At 58.1% G+C, this 20,050-nt stretch carries 16 protein-coding genes; 7 read left to right on the top strand and 9 right to left on the bottom strand.

Annotated features, from left to right (window positions below; genetic code table 11):
- Positions 1–54: 54 nt before the first annotated feature.
- Positions 55–411 carry a helix-turn-helix domain-containing protein gene (locus ACMGGU_RS00560; RefSeq protein WP_024907284.1) on the top strand — a complete coding sequence of 119 codons (357 nt, stop codon included), beginning with the start codon at positions 55–57 and terminating at the stop codon, positions 409–411.
- Here ACMGGU_RS00560 and ACMGGU_RS00555 read toward each other — a convergent pair.
- From ACMGGU_RS00555 to ytfQ, 5 genes are all read right to left on the bottom strand, one after another.
- Positions 383–1,954, bottom strand: a complete 1,572-nt coding sequence (locus ACMGGU_RS00555) for a methyl-accepting chemotaxis protein (RefSeq protein WP_048027919.1) — start codon at positions 1,952–1,954, stop codon at positions 383–385. The genes ACMGGU_RS00560 and ACMGGU_RS00555 overlap by 29 nt on opposite strands.
- 93 nt (positions 1,955–2,047) lie before the next feature.
- Positions 2,048–3,049 carry a galactofuranose ABC transporter, permease protein YjfF gene (gene yjfF / locus ACMGGU_RS00550; RefSeq protein WP_021240694.1) on the bottom strand — a complete coding sequence of 334 codons (1,002 nt, stop codon included), beginning with the start codon at positions 3,047–3,049 and terminating at the stop codon, positions 2,048–2,050.
- Complete coding sequence (gene ytfT / locus ACMGGU_RS00545; RefSeq protein ID WP_420300159.1) at positions 3,036–4,061, bottom strand: galactofuranose ABC transporter, ATP-binding protein YtfT; 1,026 nt, start codon at positions 4,059–4,061, stop codon at positions 3,036–3,038. Before ytfT ends, yjfF begins: the two co-directional genes overlap by 14 nt.
- A 10-nt stretch (positions 4,062–4,071) precedes the next feature.
- Entirely contained in the window at positions 4,072–5,574 is a 1,503-nt protein-coding gene (ytfR, locus tag ACMGGU_RS00540; RefSeq protein WP_008501421.1) for a galactofuranose ABC transporter, ATP-binding protein YtfR, read from the bottom strand.
- 105 nt (positions 5,575–5,679) lie between these two features.
- Entirely contained in the window at positions 5,680–6,636 is a 957-nt protein-coding gene (gene ytfQ / locus ACMGGU_RS00535; protein WP_014882271.1) for a galactofuranose ABC transporter substrate-binding protein YtfQ, read from the bottom strand.
- A 309-nt stretch (positions 6,637–6,945) separates the two neighbouring features.
- On the opposite strand from ytfQ, the gene ppa reads away from it, so the two are divergent.
- Entirely contained in the window at positions 6,946–7,476 is a 531-nt protein-coding gene (ppa, locus tag ACMGGU_RS00530; protein ID WP_008501423.1) for an inorganic diphosphatase, read from the top strand.
- A 135-nt stretch (positions 7,477–7,611) separates the two neighbouring features.
- On the opposite strand, the gene ACMGGU_RS00525 is transcribed toward ppa, so the two are convergent.
- Genes ACMGGU_RS00525 through tamA form a run of 3 tightly spaced genes read right to left on the bottom strand, consistent with a single transcriptional unit; the run spans position 7,612 to position 13,465 of the window.
- Positions 7,612–7,956, bottom strand: coding sequence for a gamma-glutamylcyclotransferase family protein (locus ACMGGU_RS00525; protein ID WP_014830431.1), 345 nt, complete (start codon positions 7,954–7,956; stop codon positions 7,612–7,614).
- A 2-nt stretch (positions 7,957–7,958) separates the two neighbouring features.
- Positions 7,959–11,735: an autotransporter assembly complex protein TamB gene (tamB, locus tag ACMGGU_RS00520; RefSeq protein ID WP_420300158.1), complete on the bottom strand. Its 3,777-nt coding sequence runs from the start codon at positions 11,733–11,735 to the stop codon at positions 7,959–7,961.
- A complete protein-coding gene (gene tamA / locus ACMGGU_RS00515) occupies positions 11,732–13,465 on the bottom strand; it encodes an autotransporter assembly complex protein TamA (protein WP_045908043.1) in 1,734 nt (577 codons plus the stop codon). The genes tamB and tamA overlap by 4 nt, the downstream gene beginning before the upstream one ends.
- Positions 13,466–13,689: 224 nt before the next feature.
- Between tamA and msrA the strand changes: the two genes are divergently transcribed.
- Complete coding sequence (gene msrA, locus ACMGGU_RS00510) at positions 13,690–14,331, top strand: peptide-methionine (S)-S-oxide reductase MsrA (RefSeq protein ID WP_048027915.1); 642 nt, start codon at positions 13,690–13,692, stop codon at positions 14,329–14,331.
- Here the strand turns inward: msrA and ACMGGU_RS00505 are convergent, their stop codons facing one another.
- Positions 14,332–15,390 (bottom strand): LacI family DNA-binding transcriptional regulator, encoded by a 1,059-nt coding sequence (locus ACMGGU_RS00505; RefSeq protein WP_048027913.1) that lies wholly within the window; start codon positions 15,388–15,390, stop codon positions 14,332–14,334.
- Between the two features lie 192 nt (positions 15,391–15,582).
- Here ACMGGU_RS00505 and ACMGGU_RS00500 point away from each other — a divergent pair, with 192 nt between their 5' ends.
- Genes ACMGGU_RS00500 through ACMGGU_RS00485 form a run of 4 tightly spaced genes read left to right on the top strand, consistent with a single transcriptional unit; the run spans position 15,583 to position 20,034 of the window.
- Positions 15,583–16,734, top strand: a complete 1,152-nt coding sequence (locus ACMGGU_RS00500; RefSeq protein WP_420300157.1) for a Gfo/Idh/MocA family protein — start codon at positions 15,583–15,585, stop codon at positions 16,732–16,734.
- A 16-nt stretch (positions 16,735–16,750) separates the two neighbouring features.
- Positions 16,751–17,920 (top strand): Gfo/Idh/MocA family protein, encoded by a 1,170-nt coding sequence (locus tag ACMGGU_RS00495; RefSeq protein WP_252077650.1) that lies wholly within the window; start codon positions 16,751–16,753, stop codon positions 17,918–17,920.
- An 11-nt stretch (positions 17,921–17,931) separates the two neighbouring features.
- Positions 17,932–18,999, top strand: a complete 1,068-nt coding sequence (locus ACMGGU_RS00490; protein ID WP_048027907.1) for a Gfo/Idh/MocA family protein — start codon at positions 17,932–17,934, stop codon at positions 18,997–18,999.
- Between the two features lie 12 nt (positions 19,000–19,011).
- The gene (locus tag ACMGGU_RS00485) at positions 19,012–20,034 is read left to right on the top strand and encodes a Gfo/Idh/MocA family protein (protein ID WP_126534171.1); all 1,023 of its coding nucleotides are present in this window, start codon (positions 19,012–19,014) and stop codon (positions 20,032–20,034) included.
- Positions 20,035–20,050: the final 16 nt, after the last annotated feature.

Raw genomic sequence — 20,050 nt, 5'->3', positions numbered from 1 at the left:
CTCCTGCATTATTTCCATAACAGTTTGACAGATATTTCGTGGAGCAGAATCGCAATGAAAAATTATTCCCGTGCTAATACCGGCATTGATTTAAATCTTATCCCTGTATTTATTGAAATCGTCCGCTGCGGCAGCATGGCAAAGGCCTCTTTGCGTCTGGAGATGTCCCGTCCTGCAGTGAGTCTGGCATTAAAGCGTTTTAATCAACTCTTTGATGAGCCGTTATTTTTCCGTAAAGGTTTATATCTTGAACCGACTGAAAAAGCGTTAGCCTTAACCAGCTCGCTGGAAATATTAATGGGTGAAATTCACGATAATATCGGGGCGCTTAATTCCGGAAGGAATAAAACCCCGGCACAGAACGTACCGGGGCTGGGTAATATTATGCCGCGTTCTGAGTCGTCACTTTGAATGATGACATGGCTTCCATCAGCTGACGCGACTGCTCCTCAAGGGAGCGGGTCGCGGCAGAGGATTGCTGTACCAGCGCCGCATTCTGCTGCGCGGTTTCGTCCATCTGATTCACCGCAATATTCACCTGCTCAATGCCGCGGCTCTGCTCATGAGACGCGGTCGCAATCTCACGCATCAGTTTGGTCATACGCAGCACTTCGGTTGCGATCTCGTCCATCGTTTCGCCAGCCTGCTGGGCCAACTCGCTGCCCTCGTTAACGTGGGTCTGCGAGTCGCCGATAAGCGTTCGAATCTCTTTCGCCGCGTCGGCGCTGCGGCTGGCAAGGTTGCGCACCTCGCCCGCGACGACGGCAAAACCGCGCCCCTGCTCGCCCGCACGCGCCGCTTCCACGGAGGCGTTAAGCGCCAGAATATTGGTCTGGAAGGCAATGCCGTCGATGACGCTCAGGATGTCAGCGATACGCGCCGAACTGCCGGAGATATCGCGCATTTTTTCAATCACGTAGCAGACCATTTCACTGCCGTGATCGGCCGTGTCGGACACCGACTTCGCCAACTGGTGCGCCTGCTCGGCGTTATCGGCGTTGAGTTTCACCGTGGCGGTGATCTGTTCCATGCTGGCCGCCGTCTGCTCCAGCGACGTGGCGGTGGATTCCGTACGCTCGGCGAGATCGCGGTTTCCCAGCGTCAGCTCGCGGCTGCCGGTGTCAATCTGCGCGCTGGCATCGCGTACCCGCAGAACCGAGTTCATCAGCGACTGACGCATCTCCTCAATGACCGCGTTAAGGCGGTTAAACTCCTGGCTCGCGGGCGCAGCCAGCGTATGGGTTAAATCGCCCGCTGCCACATTCTCCAGTTGAGCAATCGACGCCGAGAGCGGCTTGAGCAGCATATGGCGCAGCGCCAGCCATGCCAGCACAATAATGCCCGCCGTCAGCAGCGCTGCGACGATAATCAGGATCAGGACGCGGGTTTTGCTCGCCTGCACGGCACTCACTTCCGCCAGACCTCGCGCTTCGCTCCATTTCTGAAACGCCTGCATGTCATTATCGAACGTTGACGCCAGCGGGATCAGCGTCTTCTCCAGCAGATCGTAATACCCGTCCGCGCTCTGGTCATTGAGGGTTTTCAGCATCGGGTTGATCCCCTGTTGGGTATACGCCCCCAGGCTGGCCGCCACCTTATTGAGCAGCTGTTGCCCCTGCTCGTCAGCCACGCCGCCGTCGATCACGCCCTTCAGCGTTTTCTGGGCCAGGGCGACTTCCTGGTTGATGTTTTTTACCGCGTTGGCCGCATCGTCCAGCATGCCGATTTCCATCATGCGGACGGCCTGCCCCGCTTCATTACGCGCGCGCAGGATCAGCGTATAGCCTGAATTAAGCTGCACCATTTGCTCACCCTGAAGGTGATTAATACGCTGCAGCGAAGAAGAACTCTGTGTGAGGGCATAAATGCCAATGCCGCTGACAATCAGCAGCAGAAGGGTCATAACGGCCAGTAAAGAGAGCAAGCCGGTACGAATCGATAGCGTTTTCAGCATGATATTATTTCCGGTAGCGAGATATTTCTGGGCATAAAAAAAGAGTATCGGCCGCTACCGGAAAATGTTTAGACTTTAAGCAAATTCAGGGTGTTATCGCTCTGTTACCGATGTGTTTACGCGGGTAACAGGCGAGCTTTGACGGTTCTCCCAGAGCACCGTCAGACCACGCTGCAGGGCAATAAAAATAAACAGCAGAATGCCGATGGCGATCTTCGTCCACCACGAGCTGAGCGTGCCGTCAAAGTTGATATAGGTTTGTATCAGCCCCTGAATCGCCACGCCGAACAGCGTCCCCAGAACCGTCCCCACGCCGCCGCTGAGCAGCGTACCGCCGATGACCACAGAAGCAATCGCATCCAGCTCAACGCCCACGCCTGCGAGGGCATAGCCCGCCTGGGTGTATACCGAGAAGACGATACCCGCCAGCGTCGCCAGGCCGGTCGAGAGCATATAGATGCGGATGGTGGTGCTGCGGGTCGAGATCCCCATCAGGTTGGCCGACGTGGCGTTGCCGCCAATGGCGTAAACCTGATTGCCAAACCGGGTACGGTGAGCAAGGAAGATGCCAATGACGACCACGCCCAGCATCAGCAGCCCCATCGCGCTCAGGCGGCCGCCGCCGGGGATTTTCCACGCCAGGCTGGAGAGCGTGTCGTACACCGGATGGTTAATCGGAATCGACTCTTCCGACACCAGGTAGCTCACCCCACGGAGGAAGAACATTCCCGCGAGGGTAATAATAAACGCCGGAATTTTTAACGCGTCGATCAGCAGCCCCATAAAGGCGCCAAACGCGCATCCCATCACCAGCACCAGCGGAAACGCCACCAGCGGTGAGATGCCCCAGAAGCCGATCGCCTTTGCGAGGAATACGCCCGTAAACGCGATCACCGAGCCGACGGAGAGGTCGATCCCGCCGGAGAGGATCACAAAGGTCATGCCGACGGCGATGATGCCTAAAAAGGCGTTATCGGTCAGGATATTGCAGATCACGCGCGTCGAGGCAAAACCGGGGAACTGCGTCAGACAGTAGAGGTAGCCCAGCACAAACACGCCCAGCGTGATCATTAGCGGTAAATTACGTTTTATCATGGCCACGGATCCCCTTAATGATGCTGACAAAGCGCGGCGACTGGACGATCAGCACGCAGAGCACGACCACCGCTTTCACCACCTGGTTGAGTTCCGGCTGGAAACCGGAGAGCAGGATCCCGGTGTTCATGCCCTGAATAATCAGCGCGCCGATCACCGAGAGCAGCAGGTTAAAGCGTCCGCCCATCAGCGACCCGCCGCCGATGACCACCGCCAGGATCGCATCCAGCTCCAGCCAGAGCCCGGCGTTGTTGGCATCGGCTCCGCGGATATCCGCCGCGACGATCACCCCGGCGATGGCGGCGCAGATACCGCTCAGCACGTAGGTCAGCATCACCATCAGCCGCGTGTTGACCCCGGCGTTGCGCGCGGCGCGGATGTTGATCCCGACGGCCTCAATGAACATGCCCAGTGCCGTTTTGCGGGTGAAAAGCCAGAACACCACTAACGTCACCAGGGCAATAATCACCGGCGTCGGGAAGAACAGAAGGTTGCCGCTGCCGAGCCACGCCAGGCTCGGTGAGTTGAAGGTCACAATCTGGCCGGAGGTAATCAGCTGCGCGACGCCGCGCCCGGCCACCATTAAAATCAGCGTGGCGACAAAGGGCTGGATTTTCAGCACCGCCACCAGAATGCCGTTCCATAACCCGGCCAGCACGCCGGTACCTAAGGCTGCCAGCAGGACCACCGGCAGGCTGTGCCCGGCCACGGTCATGTAGGCGGCCGTGGCCCCGGCGATAGCCATCACCGCGCCGACGGAGAGGTCAATCCCGCCGGTGGCAATCACCAGCGTCATCCCGATGGCCAGCAGCGCCACGGGCGCGGCACGGTTTAAAATGTCTATCGGGCTGCCAAACAGGCGGCCATCCTGCACGATGATCTGGAAGAAATGCGGGGCAACCAGGCTATCAACCAGCAGCACCACCAGCAGCGCCGCGATTTGCGGCGTGCCGGTCGGCCAGCTGAAGCGGCGCTTTGACTCACCGGTTTGCGAAAGCGAACGGGACATCACGATTCACTCCTTATGCCGCGATGGCATTCATGATCGCCGGAACGGACAGCTTATCCAGCGGGATCTCTGCCACCTGTTTGCGATCGCGCATGATAATGACGCGATCGGCATACCCCACCAGCTCTTCCAGCTCGGACGAAATGACCAGCAGCGCCAGCCCGTCCGCACACAGCGTTTCGATAAGCCGGATAATTTCGGCGTGCGCCCCCACGTCAATGCCGCGGGTCGGTTCGTCGAGGATCAGGAACTGGGGTTTAGTCAGCAGCCAGCGCGACAGCAGCACTTTTTGCTGGTTACCGCCGGAGAGAAATTCAATGGGCTGTTCCGCGCTCGGGGTGCGGATGCCGAGCTGGCGGATAAACCGCTCGGCAATGGCGTTCTGCTCTTTGCGAGGGATCGGCCGCAGCCAGCCGCGCTGGGCCTGTAGCGCCAGAATGATATTTTCCCGCACCGAGGCCGCGGCAATAATGCCGTCCGTTTTCCGGTCCTCCGGGCAGAAGCCGACGCCGAGACAGGAGGCCTGATGCGGCGATCGCAGGGTTTGCGGTTTGCCCTTGATCAGCGCGCTGCCGCTGTCGGCCGGCTTGATCCCAAAGATCACCTCGGCGGTCTCGGTTCGACCCGAGCCTAACAGGCCCGCCAGCCCGACAATTTCGCCAGGCCGCACCTCAAGGTTAAACGGCGAGATGACCCCTTTTTTACCGTAATCGCTGAACGCGGCGACCGGCTTCTCGCTCAGCAGCGTGCGGCCCGCGCGCTGAAGGGCGTTGGTCTCCAGCTCGCGGCCCAGCATCATTTTGACCAGCTCGATCTGCGGCAGCTCGCGGGTTTCGCGGCAGCCGACAAAGCTGCCGTTGCGCAGCACCGTAATGCGATCGCTCACCTCATACACCTGATCGAGGAAGTGGGTAACGAAGATCAGGCTGACGCCCTGATCGCGCAGCTGGCGCATCAGGGTAAAGAGCATCTCCACCTCCTGGGTATCGAGGCTGGCGGTGGGTTCGTCGAGGATCAGCACCTTTGCGGAGAGATCGATCGCGCGACAAATGGCGACGATCTGCTGCATCGCCACGGAAAAGCGGTTCAGCGGCTCGCGGACGTCGAGGGAGAAGCCGTAGGATTCCATCAGCTTTGTCGCCCGCGCCTCCATCTCTTTACGGCGCAGCAGGCCAAAGCGTCGTGGCTCTCGGCCAATAAACAGGTTATCCGCCACCGACATATTCGGCAGCAGGTTCACTTCCTGATAGACCGTCCCGATCCCCAGCTGCTGGGCATGGGCGGTGTTTTTGGGTGAAATGGCGTTGCCTTCCAGCCAGATGGTGCCGCGGTCAGCGTGATAAACACCGGTCAGGGATTTAATCAGCGTCGATTTTCCCGCGCCGTTCTCGCCCAACAGCGCCATGATCTCCCCGCGCCGCAGGCTGAAATCAACGTTATCCAGCGCCTTTACGCCGGGAAAGAATTTACTCAAGCCCTCTGTGCGGAGGATTTCCTGGTGTTGTTCAGTGGTCATGGTTTCCCCCTGCATCAAGCCGGATGGCGCTGCGCTTATCCGGCCTACAAAAGAGCGTATCGTAGGCCGGGTAAGCGCAGCGCCACCCGGCATGTTCAGACAGGCTTAGTAGCCCATATTTTTCTTCTTCTCTAACTCTTCTTTCGCCGTATCAGGCAGGTAGAGGGTGGACTTGGTGACCGTCACTTTCTCCGGCATCGTGCCGTCTTTCTTGAATTTCTCCAGCGCGTCGAATGCCGGGCCCGCCATGTTTGGCGTCAGCTCCACGCTGGCGTTGGCTTCGCCGTCGATCATCGCTTTATAGATGTCCGGCACGCCGTCGATAGAGCCGGTGAGGATATCTTTGCCCGGCTTCAGGCCCGCTTCTTTAATGGCCTGAATTGCACCGATCACCATGTCATCGTTGTGGGCGTAAACCATGCAGATGTTCTTGCCGTTGTTTTCAGCCTTAATGAAGCTCTCCATGACCTCTTTACCTTTGCTGCGGGTAAAGTCGCCGGACTGAGAGCGGATAATCTTGATGTTTGGCGCTTTCGCGATGGCTTCAGCAAAGCCTTTTTTACGGTCGATGGCCACGCTCGCCCCGACGGTCCCCTGCAGCTCAACGACGTTACACGGCTTGCCGTCGACCTGTTTTACCAGCCAGTCACCAATTAACTGCCCTTCCAGCACGTTGTTGGCCGTCACGGTGGTCATATAGAGAGATTTGTCTTTGACGTCGATGGAACGATCGAGCAGGAAGACCGGGATCTCAGCGTCTTTCGCTTCCTTCAGGACGGGTTCCCAGCCGGTCGCCACGACGGGGGCAATAAAGATGGCATCCACGCCCTGGGCGATAAAGGAGCGCACGGCTTTAATCTGATTCTCTTGTTTTTGCTGACCATCGGCGATTTTCAGGGTAATGCCGCGTTTCTGAGCTTCGCTTTTCGCCACGTTGGTTTCTGCCGCTCGCCAGCCAGATTCAGAGCCGACTTGCGAAAAACCTACGGTTAAGGGAGCGGCCATCGCCATAGACGACATGGCTGCCGAAACGGCTGTGACCAGGAGTAAGCGCTTCCACATATGAACGTCCTCGTAGGGTGAGTTATTGTTGGTTAAAAGATGTTCTGCGGAATGACTATAGCCCATGAAATATGTAACGAATTGCGTTACATCACACTTCAGAAAAGTGAATAAAACGTTAATCACAAGTTTGTAATCGCTTTCATTTCTCCATGAAAAATGCGGCTGAGTTTATGGATTTTTCTGTCATGGAAACGGTCTGAAAAGTGGGAAGAACGTGGAGAGAAGGCGAAAACAGGCGGAGACATTCAGCGCGAGTTGGCTATAATACCTGCCACTTGTTTACCATCCATTTTAAAGGACACCGACATGAGCTTACTCAACGTCCCAGCAGGTAAAGAACTGCCAGAAGACATCTACGTAGTTATCGAAATCCCGGCTAACGCAGATCCGATCAAATACGAAGTGGACAAAGAGAGCGGCGCCCTGTTCGTAGACCGTTTCATGTCTACCGCGATGTTCTATCCGTGCAACTACGGTTACATCAACCACACCCTGTCTCTGGACGGTGACCCGGTTGACGTGCTGGTCCCAACGCCATATCCACTGCAGCCAGGCGCAGTGATTCGTTGCCGTCCCGTTGGCGTGCTGAAAATGACCGACGAATCCGGTGAAGATGCGAAGCTGGTTGCGGTACCGCACACCAAGCTGAGCAAAGAATACGATCACATCAAAGATGTGAACGACCTGCCAGAGCTGCTGAAAGCGCAGATCACTCACTTCTTCGAGCACTACAAAGACCTCGAAAAAGGCAAGTGGGTTAAAGTTGACGGCTGGGACAACGCAGAAGCAGCGAAAGCGGAAATCATCGCCTCTTTCGAACGCGCTGCTAAGAAGTAATTCTTACTGTCGATTAAAAAAAGCCCCGCATGCCGGGGCTTTTTTGTGGCTGGAACATGTAGGCCGGGTAAGCGCAGCGTCACCCGGCAAGAGGCGTAAAAAAACAACGCCACCTCACGGTGGCGTTGTTTTTTTTCAGTACTGGTCTCTGTCTAACCAGTTACCGCTTACAATCCGCGTTAACCCTTCGACCGGACGCTGGTAGACATACATCCACGCACTTCCGTACGGCGTCTGGATCAACTGGCGCGCGTATTCACCGCCCCTGGTGCGCAAGGCATCAAGTTCGGCAAGTGTCGCGTTATCAATACGATAAACTTCACCCTGTACTGTTCCTTCGCCGGGAACCGCGCCTGGATAGTGGCCCAGGCTGTACAACTGGTAGTTCTCGATATTGTAATTCCCCAGCAGCAGGGCATTGGTCATCCAGTGACTGTTGCCTTGCTTGGTTCGTAAACTGCCGTAGACAAATATTCGCATTGCTAAAACTCAAACTGATAGAGCAGATCAAGTGCCTGGTCTACGCCGGACACTGCTTCCAGATATAGCTTAGGCATCAGGCGATAGCGTAACGTGAGTGTTGCCAGTGAGTCAAAGATCCCCACACCATATTTTACCTGCAGACCCGGCAGTACATAGCCGCTGACCACCACCTGCGAGGAGTCACCCACGCCCTGGGTGTCCAGCGCCAGATTGCTTACGCCGAACGTCTCGCCGATTTTACCCACAACCTGCCCACTTTGTGCAACCCCCAGCCCCACTAACATCGAGGTCATCGCCGCACTGTCGCTCTGACCGCTGTCGAGACCTTGTCCACGCAGCAGGTAAGAGAGGGCTTCCTGCTGGGACATCGCCGGGTCAGAGAAGATCTCCGCCTTCGGTTCGTCAGCAGAACCGGTAACGCGTACCCCAGCAATGACGTCGTTTTCCGTCGCTTCCGGGTTACGAATCGCTTCGATGTTCAGCAGGGGCTGATCCGGTGGACCGGAGAACAGCAGCTCGCCTTTACGGACAATCAAATCCTGACCATAGGCGTGGAAACGCCCTTCAGGAATATTGATTTGCCCGTTCAGGCCTAGCCCTTGTTTATCCTGCGCCACCTTCAGGTCGCCCGTAAGCCTCGCCTTCAGCCCAAACGCATCCAACCGCACGTTATTCCCCACGTGCACGATAAGGTTACTATTAATCGGTATGCCAGCGCTCTTCTGTTCGACAGGTTTCAGATTTTCATTGAGCATAACTTCATCACTTGAGACGCCGACCGCACTTTCCGGCACATCGTGAACCACGATGCGCGCCCACGGCACGTCGACGCGACCGTCAAGCGTGAAGAGGCTTGGCGTGGCTTCAAAGACCACATCAGGTGAGACGTCCAGACGCACCATAGGCGGTACGGTGATGCGCACCTTACTGCCTTTCGCGGCAATACGGGCGCGCCAGTTATCGAGCTGGCTCCAGTCCGCGTCGCCGCTCAGGTTGATTTGCCCTTGCTGCGTCAGTACCGAGCCGCTTAGCGTCGAGCTCATGCCGTTGAAGTTCATGGCGATCTGGCTGGGCTGCATGTCAAACGGCATAAAGTTGCCGTCAATATCCACGCCGCTGAGCCGCAGCTGGCCGAACAGCTGAGGGCTTTGTGCATTGCCCGCCAGGCGCAGGTTGGCATTCACCATGCCCTCGGCTTTTTCCCCGCGTGCGAAAATCGGGTTCACCATCGCCAGGTTGAAGTTGCGGATAGTGACGTTGCCACCCAGATTTCGCCGTCCCTGTGGGTCGGTAATTTGAACCTTTCCGTCAAACTGACCGTTATTGGTGAGGCGAATCAGCCACCCCAGCTCCGCACGGTTGTTATGCAGGTCAGCGCTCAGGTTCAGGGTGTCGAAGGCCACCGGCAGCGGCGCGTCATTCACCTCCTGCGTCACCTTCACGTTACGCCCGGACAGCGTGACGCTACCCTGCGGCAGCCCCTCTTTGGTGGTGTCCCAGGCAACATCGGCTTTCCCACTGAAGACGCCGCTCGCCTGCGTGTTCTCCGGCATAAACGGTTTTAGCATCGCCAGATCGAAGCGGTTGAGGTTGATCTGCGCGCGCCCTTCCGCGCCCGCATCGATGGTCTGCGGCACGCACAGTTCCGCATTCGGGTTGGTCCAGCAGTGCGGCCCAATGCTGATCTTCTGCTCGGCGTTGCGGTAGTCCAGAGCAATGGCGCGCGACAGCGCCAGCGGCCCGACCGGCGTATTGAAACGGGTGTTATCCAGCGTCCCTTTCCAGCGCTCCTGTTTGCGGTCGAAGCTGCCGGTCAGGTGAAGCTGGCCGGAGACCGGCTCGCCCTGCACCCGTAGCTGCAGGTCGTGCTGCTTCTCGTTCCCTTTCGCGTCCAGGGTGACCAGGCTGATGTTCACGTCCGGCTGAGAAATACGCTCCACGCGCAGGTTCAGGTTACCGCCGATCTGGTCGGTGGATTTCACATCCCCTTCCACGCGGACGCGGGCAACGCTCAGCTCTTGCCAGCGCAGGTTATTGGCGGTGATATCCGCCAGCAGCTGCGGTGCGTCTACCGTGCCGCGCACCTTCACGAGTCCTTTCGCCGTACCGCCAAGCCCCGGCAGGGCGTTATCCAGATTCGGCGCATCGATGGTGGCATCCAGATTAAGATCTTTCACCCCCAGCTCGCCTTTGATATCCGCCGTGTTGCGCCCCAGGGCCACATGCAGGCCCGGGATAACCCACTGCAGATAGCTGTTGCCTTTCACCGAGCCTTCAACGTTTACCTTGTTCTGCTTCACGTTCCCGGTGAGCTTGATCTCCGGCACGTCCATCTGCCACGTGCCGCCGTACAGGCTGCCGCGGGTTTTGATCAGACCATCGAGCTTCGACGGCCAGTCCGGCACCTCTTTGGCGGTGTTAATGCCCGTCAGCTTCAGCTCGCCGCGCCAGCTGATCGCCTGCTGCCAGTCGAGCAGCGCGGTCAGCTCGGTTTTACCTTCCAGCGCCGCGACGGTCAGCTTGTCGAGGTTGACCTGCTGTTCGTTGCCCTTCGCATCCAGGGTGATGTTCGCGGGCGGCACGCCCTGCCCCTTCACCGCGGTGCGGAACGAGAGCGTGTAGTCGGTCATCTTGCCGCTCAGCTTCAGCTTCAGGTCATCGGCCTGGAACTGCTTTTCGCCAGTGAACGGCCAGGAAAGCTGCTTGCTGACAACCTCAAGATTGAGCGGCAGCCCGGCTTCCGCCAGCTGGGTTTGCGCACGCAGGGCCATATCCACCGGGCCGGAGAGATTCACGCCAACATCGAGCTTATCGCGCAGCGCCCCGCCCACCTTAACCTTCACTTTCTCGCCTTTCAGCGGGTCGATGTTCAGGGTGCTATTCAGCGTGATATCCACCGGCCAGCTGTCGCGCAGCAGGGCTTTACCTGACGCATTCACCGAGCCCTGGTTGGTATCGATATCCAGCGCGTCGAGCTTCATGTTGCCGTCAATGCTGCTGACCTTCAGCAGCATGTTATAGACCGTCAGGTCGGTATCGCCCGTCAGACGCAGCTGTTCGCCTTTGAATTCCTCAATGTTAAGGTTCAGCGGCAGATGAACGTCGGTCATTTCCGGCAGCACTGGCTTCGAGAAGAGGTCTTTCAGCGTTTCGCCCAGCGGCTTCTCTTCCGGCTGCGGGTTCTGGATCTTCGGCTCGACGATCTCTTCCTGCGCCACGTCGGCCACTTTCGGCAGCGCGATCAATAAGCCCTGCAGGGACGTTGGCGTCAGGGTGAGGTTTTTCTCCTGCCAGCGCAGGCCGGAGGTGAAATCCATCACGGACACGGTGGTGTCGTCGATTTTGATATTGATGTTATCGAGCGCGACCCGATAAAGCGCGATCGGGTACGGCGTGGAGAGATTCAGCGGGCCGCTGTCCTCTTCTTCAACCGGCGCAGACTTCGGCATTTTCTTCGAGTCTATCGCCACGTTGACATCTTTTAGCGACAGATCGTTGACGCAGAGCTTACTGTCCCGCAAACAGCCCAGCTTCACCGCCAGGTGAAACTCCCCGGCGTTAACCGCCACGCCCGGCTGCTCATAGCGGATGTTCTTCAGGCGCAGGTCACGCCAGCCGCCCGTCACCTGGCCAATTTCCAGCCCCGGTACCCAGCGGTTCGCGGCGTTAAACAGCAGATGCAGCCCGGTCGTCGTTCCTACCAGAAACGCCACCGTCCCGAGCAGCAGCACGATAAAGATCAGCACTCCGAGGCTTATTTTCTTCCATAAACTCATAATTCAGGCCCCAGACCGATGTAAAACTGTAATCCGTGTTCATCTTTGTCACCCACCGGCACGGCGAAATCGAGCTTAATAGGCCCGACGGGTGACTGCCAGCGCACGCCGACGCCCGCGCCGGTTTTAAAGTCGCTGCGGCGGATATCGTTCACCGCTTCACCGCCGTCAACAAACATGGCGCCCCACCACTTTCCGCTGACGTTGTACTGGTACTCCAGCGAGCCCGTCGCCAGTTTTGACGCACCGGTCAGCTGGCCCTTTTCGTTCTCAGGTGAGATCGATTTGTACTTATACCCGCGAATGCTGCGGTCGCCCCCGGCGAAGAAGCGCAGATCCGGCGGAACGCGCTCGAAGTCTCCCGTTTCTATCCAGCCGAGATTGCCGCGCATCACAAAGCGATGTTTATCGTACAGCGTGCGGATCCAGACGTTTTGCGCCTGAAAGACGGAGAAGTCCACGTCGGAGCCCCAGGCGGTGTTGGAATAATCGATGGAGTAGCGCTGTGAGTCGCCCCAGGTCGGCATCAGGCCCCCGCGCGAGCGGGTGCGGCTGATCATCACCCCCGGATAAAGCAGCATAGTGGTGTTGGTGACGTTAGCCTGGGTAAAGTGATCAAGGCTCCAGCGCAGGTTAATGGCGCGCTGCCAGCCGCTGGAGAGATCCCAGAAGCGGGAGACCGCAAGCGTCGTCGAGTCCTGCTCGGTGTCGTTCAAATCGGTGCGCTTAAAGCCGCCCTGCAGAAGGTAATACTGCTCAAGCGGATTTTTCAGCAGCGGCATTTTGTAGCTGAAATCCAGCTGCTGCTCGGGCGCTGAGAGGCTCAGGCTGGTGGTCAGGCTGTGGCCGTACGAGTTCACCCACGGTTTTTTCCACGAGGTTTTCACCCGTGGCCCCACGTCCGTCGAGTAGCCCACACCGGTCTCAATGGTGTTCTCGGTGCGCGGCGAAACAACGCCATGCAGCGGCAACACCTTGGTTTTGCGTGACTTATCAAATTCCGGTGCGACAACCACGGAGTTAAACCAGCCGGTAGCGGAGAGGCGTCGGTTCAGCTCTCCGAGGTCGCTCGACTGGTAGTAGTCCCCTTTTTTGAAGGGCACGAGGTTTTGCAGATACTCTTCACGAATTTGCGAACCTTCGAACGTCACGTCGCCAAAGCGGTAACGTTCTCCGCTGTCGTAGTCGATATCCCAGAAGGCCTGACGTCGCGCCAGCGCAATGCCCAGCTGGCTTTTGTTGAACTGGCTGTCAAAGTAGCCCTTACGCAGGGAAACGCTGGTCAGCTCTTTTTTGAAATGGTCGTAGTCGCCGTGGTTAAGCACGGTACCGATTTTCGGCCGCGTGCTGAGCAGGTCCAGATAATCCCGGTCGGTACGCGCCCCGCCGCGCAGGATAACGTTCGTGCCGCCAATCAACACCGGCTCGCCCGGCGAAACGCGGGCAATAAGCACCTGGCGCCCCTTCTTTGGAGGCGGACGGAGGTCAAAATCAATGGTGGGTTCGTAATAACCCAGCGCTTTCAGCCCCTCGCGGATCGCATCATCGACGCGCGCGCGAAAACGCCGGTCCGGCGTCACCTCATCACTCTGGATGGTCGATAACTGCGCACGTACGTTTTTTTGTAGCGCCCCGGATAACCCCTCAACCTGCAAACGGACATTCGCCGCGCTGGCAATCCCGCTTGTCAGCAACACACTGACTAAACATAACTGGCGGATTTTTGTCACGTTTTCTCCTGAATATCCCTGTTTCCACCCTGGAAGCAAATGAAGTGCCGCTCCGCGGCAAAATACGGCCTGTTGGCCAAAAACCCGAATCGCGGGTTGAAAATGGGTGTAACACCCAAATATTTCTTATGATTAAATCTAGTCTCATTCAGCGCATTTATTGTGTTCAATTAAACGCTTCGTGACAACCTTAACTGAAACATCGCACCCCGGGAGGCCCCATCGTGAGTTTATTCGACAAAAAGCATCTGGTTTCACAAGCAGATGCATTACCGGGACGCAACACCCCTATGCCTGTAGCGACCTTACACGCCGTCAATGGCCATTCCATGACCAACGTGCCGGATGGCATGGAAATCGCCCTGTTCGCCATGGGCTGCTTCTGGGGCGTTGAGCGCCTCTTCTGGCAACTGCCCGGCGTTTACAGCACGGCAGCCGGCTACACGGGCGGTTACACGCCGAATCCAACCTACCGCGAAGTCTGCTCCGGCGAAACCGGCCATGCGGAAGCGGTACGCGTGGTTTATGACCCTGCGGTAATCAGCTACGAACAGCTCCTGCAGGTCTTCTGGGAGAATCACGACCCGGCGCAGGGCATGCGTCAGGGCAACGACCATGGCACGCAGTACCGTTCGGCTATCTATCCGCTCACGCCCGAGCAGGATGCCGCCGCGCGCGCCAGCCTGGAGCGTTTCCAGCAGGCCATGCGTGAAGCGGGCGATACGCGCGAGGTGACCACGGAAATCGCGACGGCGAAACCGTTCTACTACGCCGAGGATGATCACCAGCAGTATCTGCATAAAAACCCGTACGGCTACTGCGGCATTGGGGGCATCGGCGTTTGCCTGCCGCCACAGCTGGCCTGATCACTGATCCAGCGCCACGCGAGCCGCGTGGCGCGTGGCATTGCTGACCGAGCCGTAATCCATCACTTTGCCCTGCAACAGCAGGTTAAAGACCGGTGCCTGCGGTCGGTTGAGCCGCGTTTGCAGCAGGTGAACGGCCTCAATTCCCAGCTCGCGGCAGGGCACCGTCACGCCCGTGACCGGTTTTTCCAGACGGTGCGCTAAATTCCATGCAAAATCGGTCGTGATGAGCGAAATGTCTTCCGGAATGCGCAGCCCGTGTCGCGTCAACGCCCTTACCACCCCTTCCGTCATGCTGGTACTGTTCGGGAAAATCACCTCCGGCCACTGCGAGCGGTCATGATTCACTAACCACGCATCCAGCGCCTGCTCGGCCTCTTCTGCGGTAAACCACTCCGTTACGAGCAAATCGCGCTGAGGATCGAAGGCGACGTGAAAATGACGGTACGCCTCTTTGATGCCGTCCAGACGCGCGTACAGCGTATCCCGCCGCAGGCAGGTGAGCGTGAGTACGCGGCGATGCCCCTGCTCGAAAAGGTACTGCATGGTGGTGAAGCCGATCGCCCGGTGATCGGGTGACACGGAATCCAGCACCCGATCCCGGTCAACGGAATTAATTAACACGCAGGGCTTATTCAGGGTGCTGGCCAGTTTAAATATGGTGGAATCATCAGTGCCAATAATAATTATCGCGTTAATATTCTTATGGCTGGCCTTTTCCATAAAGACTTTCACATCGGCGTGCTGCTCTTCTAAACCACAGCACGTGACCCACACATTATGCCGCGCGCAGGCTTCAGCAATTCCTTTCGTCACTTCCAGATAAAAAATATCCCCGCGTCCCTGAAAGGTTCTTTCCGGTGCAAAAACAGCGATACCGTTAATGAGCAGTCTTCCGCTCGCCATAGACTCCAGTACACCGAGCTCCCGCGCGGTGCGAACGATCGCCTCCCTGGCTTTATCGCTGGTGTAAGACTTGCCGCTTAATACCCGCGAAACCGTGCTGACGGAATAGCCCGTCAGGGCCGCAATTTCCTCCATTTTTAACTTGCCCGGCATAGTGTGACCTCGCTCTCATTCAGTTTTTGCAAATATTTGCAGAAACAGTCCTTTGATTTTAAAACCAAATTTCAAAACGCCTGGAGATTACTTAATCACCTTGCGAGTATTCTCACAAAAACACATTGTCGCTACCGCTCCCCTTTCCTATTTTCCGGTCATCACTCATTTCAACTGAAATTAAGGTGTGACATGGAGAAGGTACGTTTTGGCATTATTGGAATAGGTAATATCGGTACGGTCCACGCGCGTTATTTACTGGCGGGTACGGTCAGCGACGCCTGCCTTGCCGCAGTTTGTGATAATGCGCCGGAAAAGCATCCGGCCATTCGCCAGCTGGTCGGCACCCTCCCCGTGTTCAGCGACGCGCAGGAGATGCTCCAGAGCGGGCTTATCGACGCGGTGATTGTCGCTACGCCCCACTACGAGCATCCGCGCCTGTCGATGCTGGCGATGCGCAACGGCATCCACACCCTGTGTGAAAAACCGGCGGGCGTGTATACCGCCCAGGTACAGGAGATGAACGCCTGCGCCCAGGCGTGCGATGTGGTGTTCGGCATCATGTACAACCAGCGCCCGAACCCGCTCTACCAGAAGGTGAAAGATCTGATCGACAGCGGCGAGCTGGGTGAGATCCGCCGCTCCAACTGGATCATCACCAACTGGTATCGCTCGCAGAGCTATTACAACTCCGGCGGCTGGCGCGCCACCTGGAAAGGAGAAGGCGGCGGCGTGCTGCTCAACCAGGACCCGCACCAGCTCGATCTCTGGCAGTGGCTGGTCGGTATGCCGGTCCGTCTGCGCGCATTCTGCCAGTTCGGCAAGCATCGCGATATCGAAGTGGAAGACGACGTCACCGCCTATGCCGAATATGCCAACGGCGCGACGGGCGTGTTCATCACCACCGTGGCGGAAACGCCGGGAACCAACCGGCTGGAAATCGTCGGCGATCGCGGCAAGGTGGTCGTCGAAGAGGGCAAGCTGCGCTACTGGCGGCTGCGGGAATCTGAAACCGCCTTCAACGCCCGCTGGCAGAACGGTTTTGGCGAGCCTGAATGCTGGGAGGTCACGCTTCCCGTGGCCCCGGAATGCAGCGAACACCACGTCATTACCGCCAACTTCTGTGCCGCCATCCTGCGCGGCGAGCCGCTCATTGCGCCGGGTCTGGAAGGGATCCACGGGTTGACGCTCTCCAACGCCATGCACCTCTCCACCTGGACAGACGACTGGGTCGAGTTCCCGCTCAACGAAAAACAGTATCTGCGCCTGCTTCAACAACGCATCAGCACCTCAGTGGCTAAAGAGACAGCCAGCGTCACGCTGGACGCCTCAGGCATCTGGTAACTCCGGAGAAGAATTAATGTTAAATGTCGCTATTGTGGGAACAGGGAATATCTCGCACAACCATATTCAGGGCTATTTGCAGTTTGGCCAACGCTGCCGGATCGTCGCGCTGGTTGATATTTATCCGGAAAAAGCCCACGAGAAAAAAGCGCGCTACGGCCTGACGGATGCCCGCGTGTATGACAGCCACCAGCAGATGCTGTCGTCAGAACCGGATATCGACATCGTCGACGTCTGCACGCCACCCTACGTCCACGCAGAGATCAGCATTGATGCCCTGAACGCGGGCTGCCACGTGCTGTGCGAAAAACCGATGGCCGCCTCGCTGGAGGAGTGCGACGCGATGATCGCCGCACAAAAGGCCAGCGGCAAAATGCTCTCCATCATTGCCCAAAACCGTTTTACCGATGCCTTCTGGCGCTTAAAAGCAGCGCTGGATTCGGAGCTTGCGGGCAAGGTTTGCCACGCGCAGGTGGACTCCTTCTGGTGGCGCGGACACTGCTACTACGACCTGTGGTGGCGCGGCACCTGGGAAAAAGAGGGCGGCGGCTGCACGCTTAACCACGCGGTTCACCACATCGACGCTATTCAGTGGATGCTGGGCTTTCCGTCCGAGGTGGTAGCGATGATGACCAACGTGGCGCACGACAACGCTGAAGTCGAAGACCTCAGCGCCGCGATCTTCAAATACCCCAGCGGTGCGCTCACCCAGCTTACCGCCTCGGTCGTGCACCACGGGGAAGATCAGAAAATCATTATTCAGGGTGAGAAGGCGCGCATCTCCGCGCCGTGGCAGGCCTTTGCCAGCGTCAGCGCCGATAACGGCTTCCCGCAGGAAACCCACGACCAGCAGCGCGAAGCGCAGCTCGACGCGGTGTTTCAGCAGACGCCGAAGCTCGAGTGGACGCTGCACGCCGGGCAGATTAATGACCTGCTTTCTGCCATCGAGCACGGCACGGCACCGTTAGTGGATGGGTTACAGGGCAAACGCTCGCTGGAGCTGATCGCCGCGATCTATAAATCCGCCATTACCCGCACCGTGGTCTCGCTGCCGATTCAGCGCGACGACCCGTTTTACCGTACCGGCGGGACGAGCGCCCTCGCTCCCCGTTTTTATGAAAAATCCGCAAGCGTCGCCAACTTCAGCGAAGTGGGTGCGATTCCCCTTGGCAAAGACCTGGATTAAGGAGTGACACCATGAACAAAAATGACGGAATGAACTACGCGCCGGTGGGTAAACCTCAGCCGGTCGTCCGCGAGGGGGAGTTTGTTTTTGCCGCTGCCGCGCTCGACCACGGCCATATCTACGGCATGAGTAACGGCCTGATTGAAGCCGGGGCCACGCTGAAGTGGGTATACGACCCCGATCCGGCAAAAGTGGATAAATTTATCCAGCAATACCCGCAGGTCAACGTGGCGGAGTCGCTGGAGGTGATACTCAACGACGACGAAGTGCGTCTGGTGGCCGGCGCGGCCATCCCGTCTGAGCGCTGCGCGCTGGGGCTGAAAGCGATGGCGGCCGGCAAGGACTACTTCACGGATAAAGCCCCGCTCACCACTCTTGAACAGCTGGCGGATGCCAAAGCGATGGTTGAGAAAACCGGCCGGAAATACGCCGTGTACTACAGCGAACGTCTCCACGTGGAGAGCGCGGTGTTTGCCGGACAGCTGGTGCAGCAGGGGGCCATTGGCCGCGTCGTCCAAACCCTGGGGACAGGCCCGCACCGGGAAGGGACCGGCCGCCCGGACTGGTTCTACGATCGTCGCTACTTCGGCGGCATTCTGTGCGACATCGGCAGCCACCAGATTGAGCAATTTCTGTTTTACACGGGCAACCGTAACGCCACCGTGGTCGCCAGTCAGGCACGCAATTTCAACCATCCACAGCATCCGGCATTCGAAGATTTCGGTGACGCAACAATCAGGGGCGAAAACGGCGCCAGCGGTTATTTCCGCTGTGACTGGTTCACCCCCGACGGACTCTCAACCTGGGGCGATGGACGTCTGACGCTGCTCGGCACCGACGGGTATATCGAGATCCGCAAATATGTCGATCTCACCCGCGGCGAGCAGGACGTGGTTTATCTCGTCAATAAAGAGGGGGAATTCCGCTATCCGGTCGCCGGACAGGTCGGGTTCCCGTTCTTTGGCGAACTGATCCTCGACTGTCTGCATCGTACCGAAAACGCCATGACGCAGGCGCACGCCTTCAAAGCGGCCGAGCTTTGCGTGAAGGCCCAGATGCTGGCCAACGCGACGGAATAACGGGAGGCGACAATGACGATCCTGAACACGGCGGTTATCGGTGCCGGAGCGATTCACGGCTGCCATGTGAATGCGTTGCGCCTGCTCCCCAACGTCGCGCTACGCGCGCTGGTCGACATCGACAGCGTCAAAGGGCTGGAGCTGGCAATGCGCTATCAGTGCCGCTTCTATCAGGATTACCGGGAAATGCTGCTGGATGATGCCATCGACGTGGTCCACATCTGCACGCCGCATTTCGAGCATAAAAGCATGATCCTGGCGGCGCTCGCCGCCGGGAAACATGTTTTCTGCGAAAAACCGGTGGGCATGAACAGCAGCGAACTCGTGGATATCACCCGCGCCGCCGAACAGGCGTCGGGTCTGCTCGGCGTGTGCTACCAGAATCGCCTCAACCCCACCAGCCTGCGCATTCGCCAGATGCTGGAGGAGGGCGGGCTGGGGAAAATGCTCAGCATTAAGGCCGTGCTGACGTGGTCACGCTCGGGCGCGTACTACACCGAAAGCCCGTGGCGCGGGCGGCTGGCAACGGAAGGTGGCAGCCTGCTGATCAACCAGGCCATTCATACCCTCGACCTGATGCAGTGGTTTGCCGGTGGCGTAACGCGCGTGAAAGGCGTGGTGGACAGCGGCGAGCTGGCGGACGTGACCGAAGGGGAAGACAGCGCAATGGCCACGCTGCACTTTGCCAACGGCGCGCGCGGCCTGTTTTACGCCAGCAACTGCAATACCACCGATTCCGCGCTTCTGATGGAGATCCACTGCGAACAGGGCTCGCTGCTGCTGAATAACAACGTGCTCTGGTGCATCACCCGCGGCGAGCGCCTCAGGCTGGCCAGCGATGACTCTCCCGACGGCTCGGTCAAAAGCTACTGGGGGCTGGGGCACGAGCAGGCGATCCGCCGGTTTTATCACGCAATCACCCACCCGGGGCACACGGATTACACCACCATCCGTGAAGCCGGACATTCACTCACGCTTGTGGAGGCTATTTACCGCTCATCTCAATTAAGACAATGGATAGATATCAATAACTAGAACGTAATTTGTATTC

It is taken from the genome of Enterobacter sp. BNK-8, from assembly GCF_048685095.1.
In the GTDB taxonomy this organism is placed as follows: domain Bacteria; phylum Pseudomonadota; class Gammaproteobacteria; order Enterobacterales; family Enterobacteriaceae; genus Enterobacter; species Enterobacter quasiroggenkampii.
The sequence above is the reverse complement of the archived record's forward strand: the minus strand, read 5'-3'. Positions and strand labels throughout refer to the sequence as shown.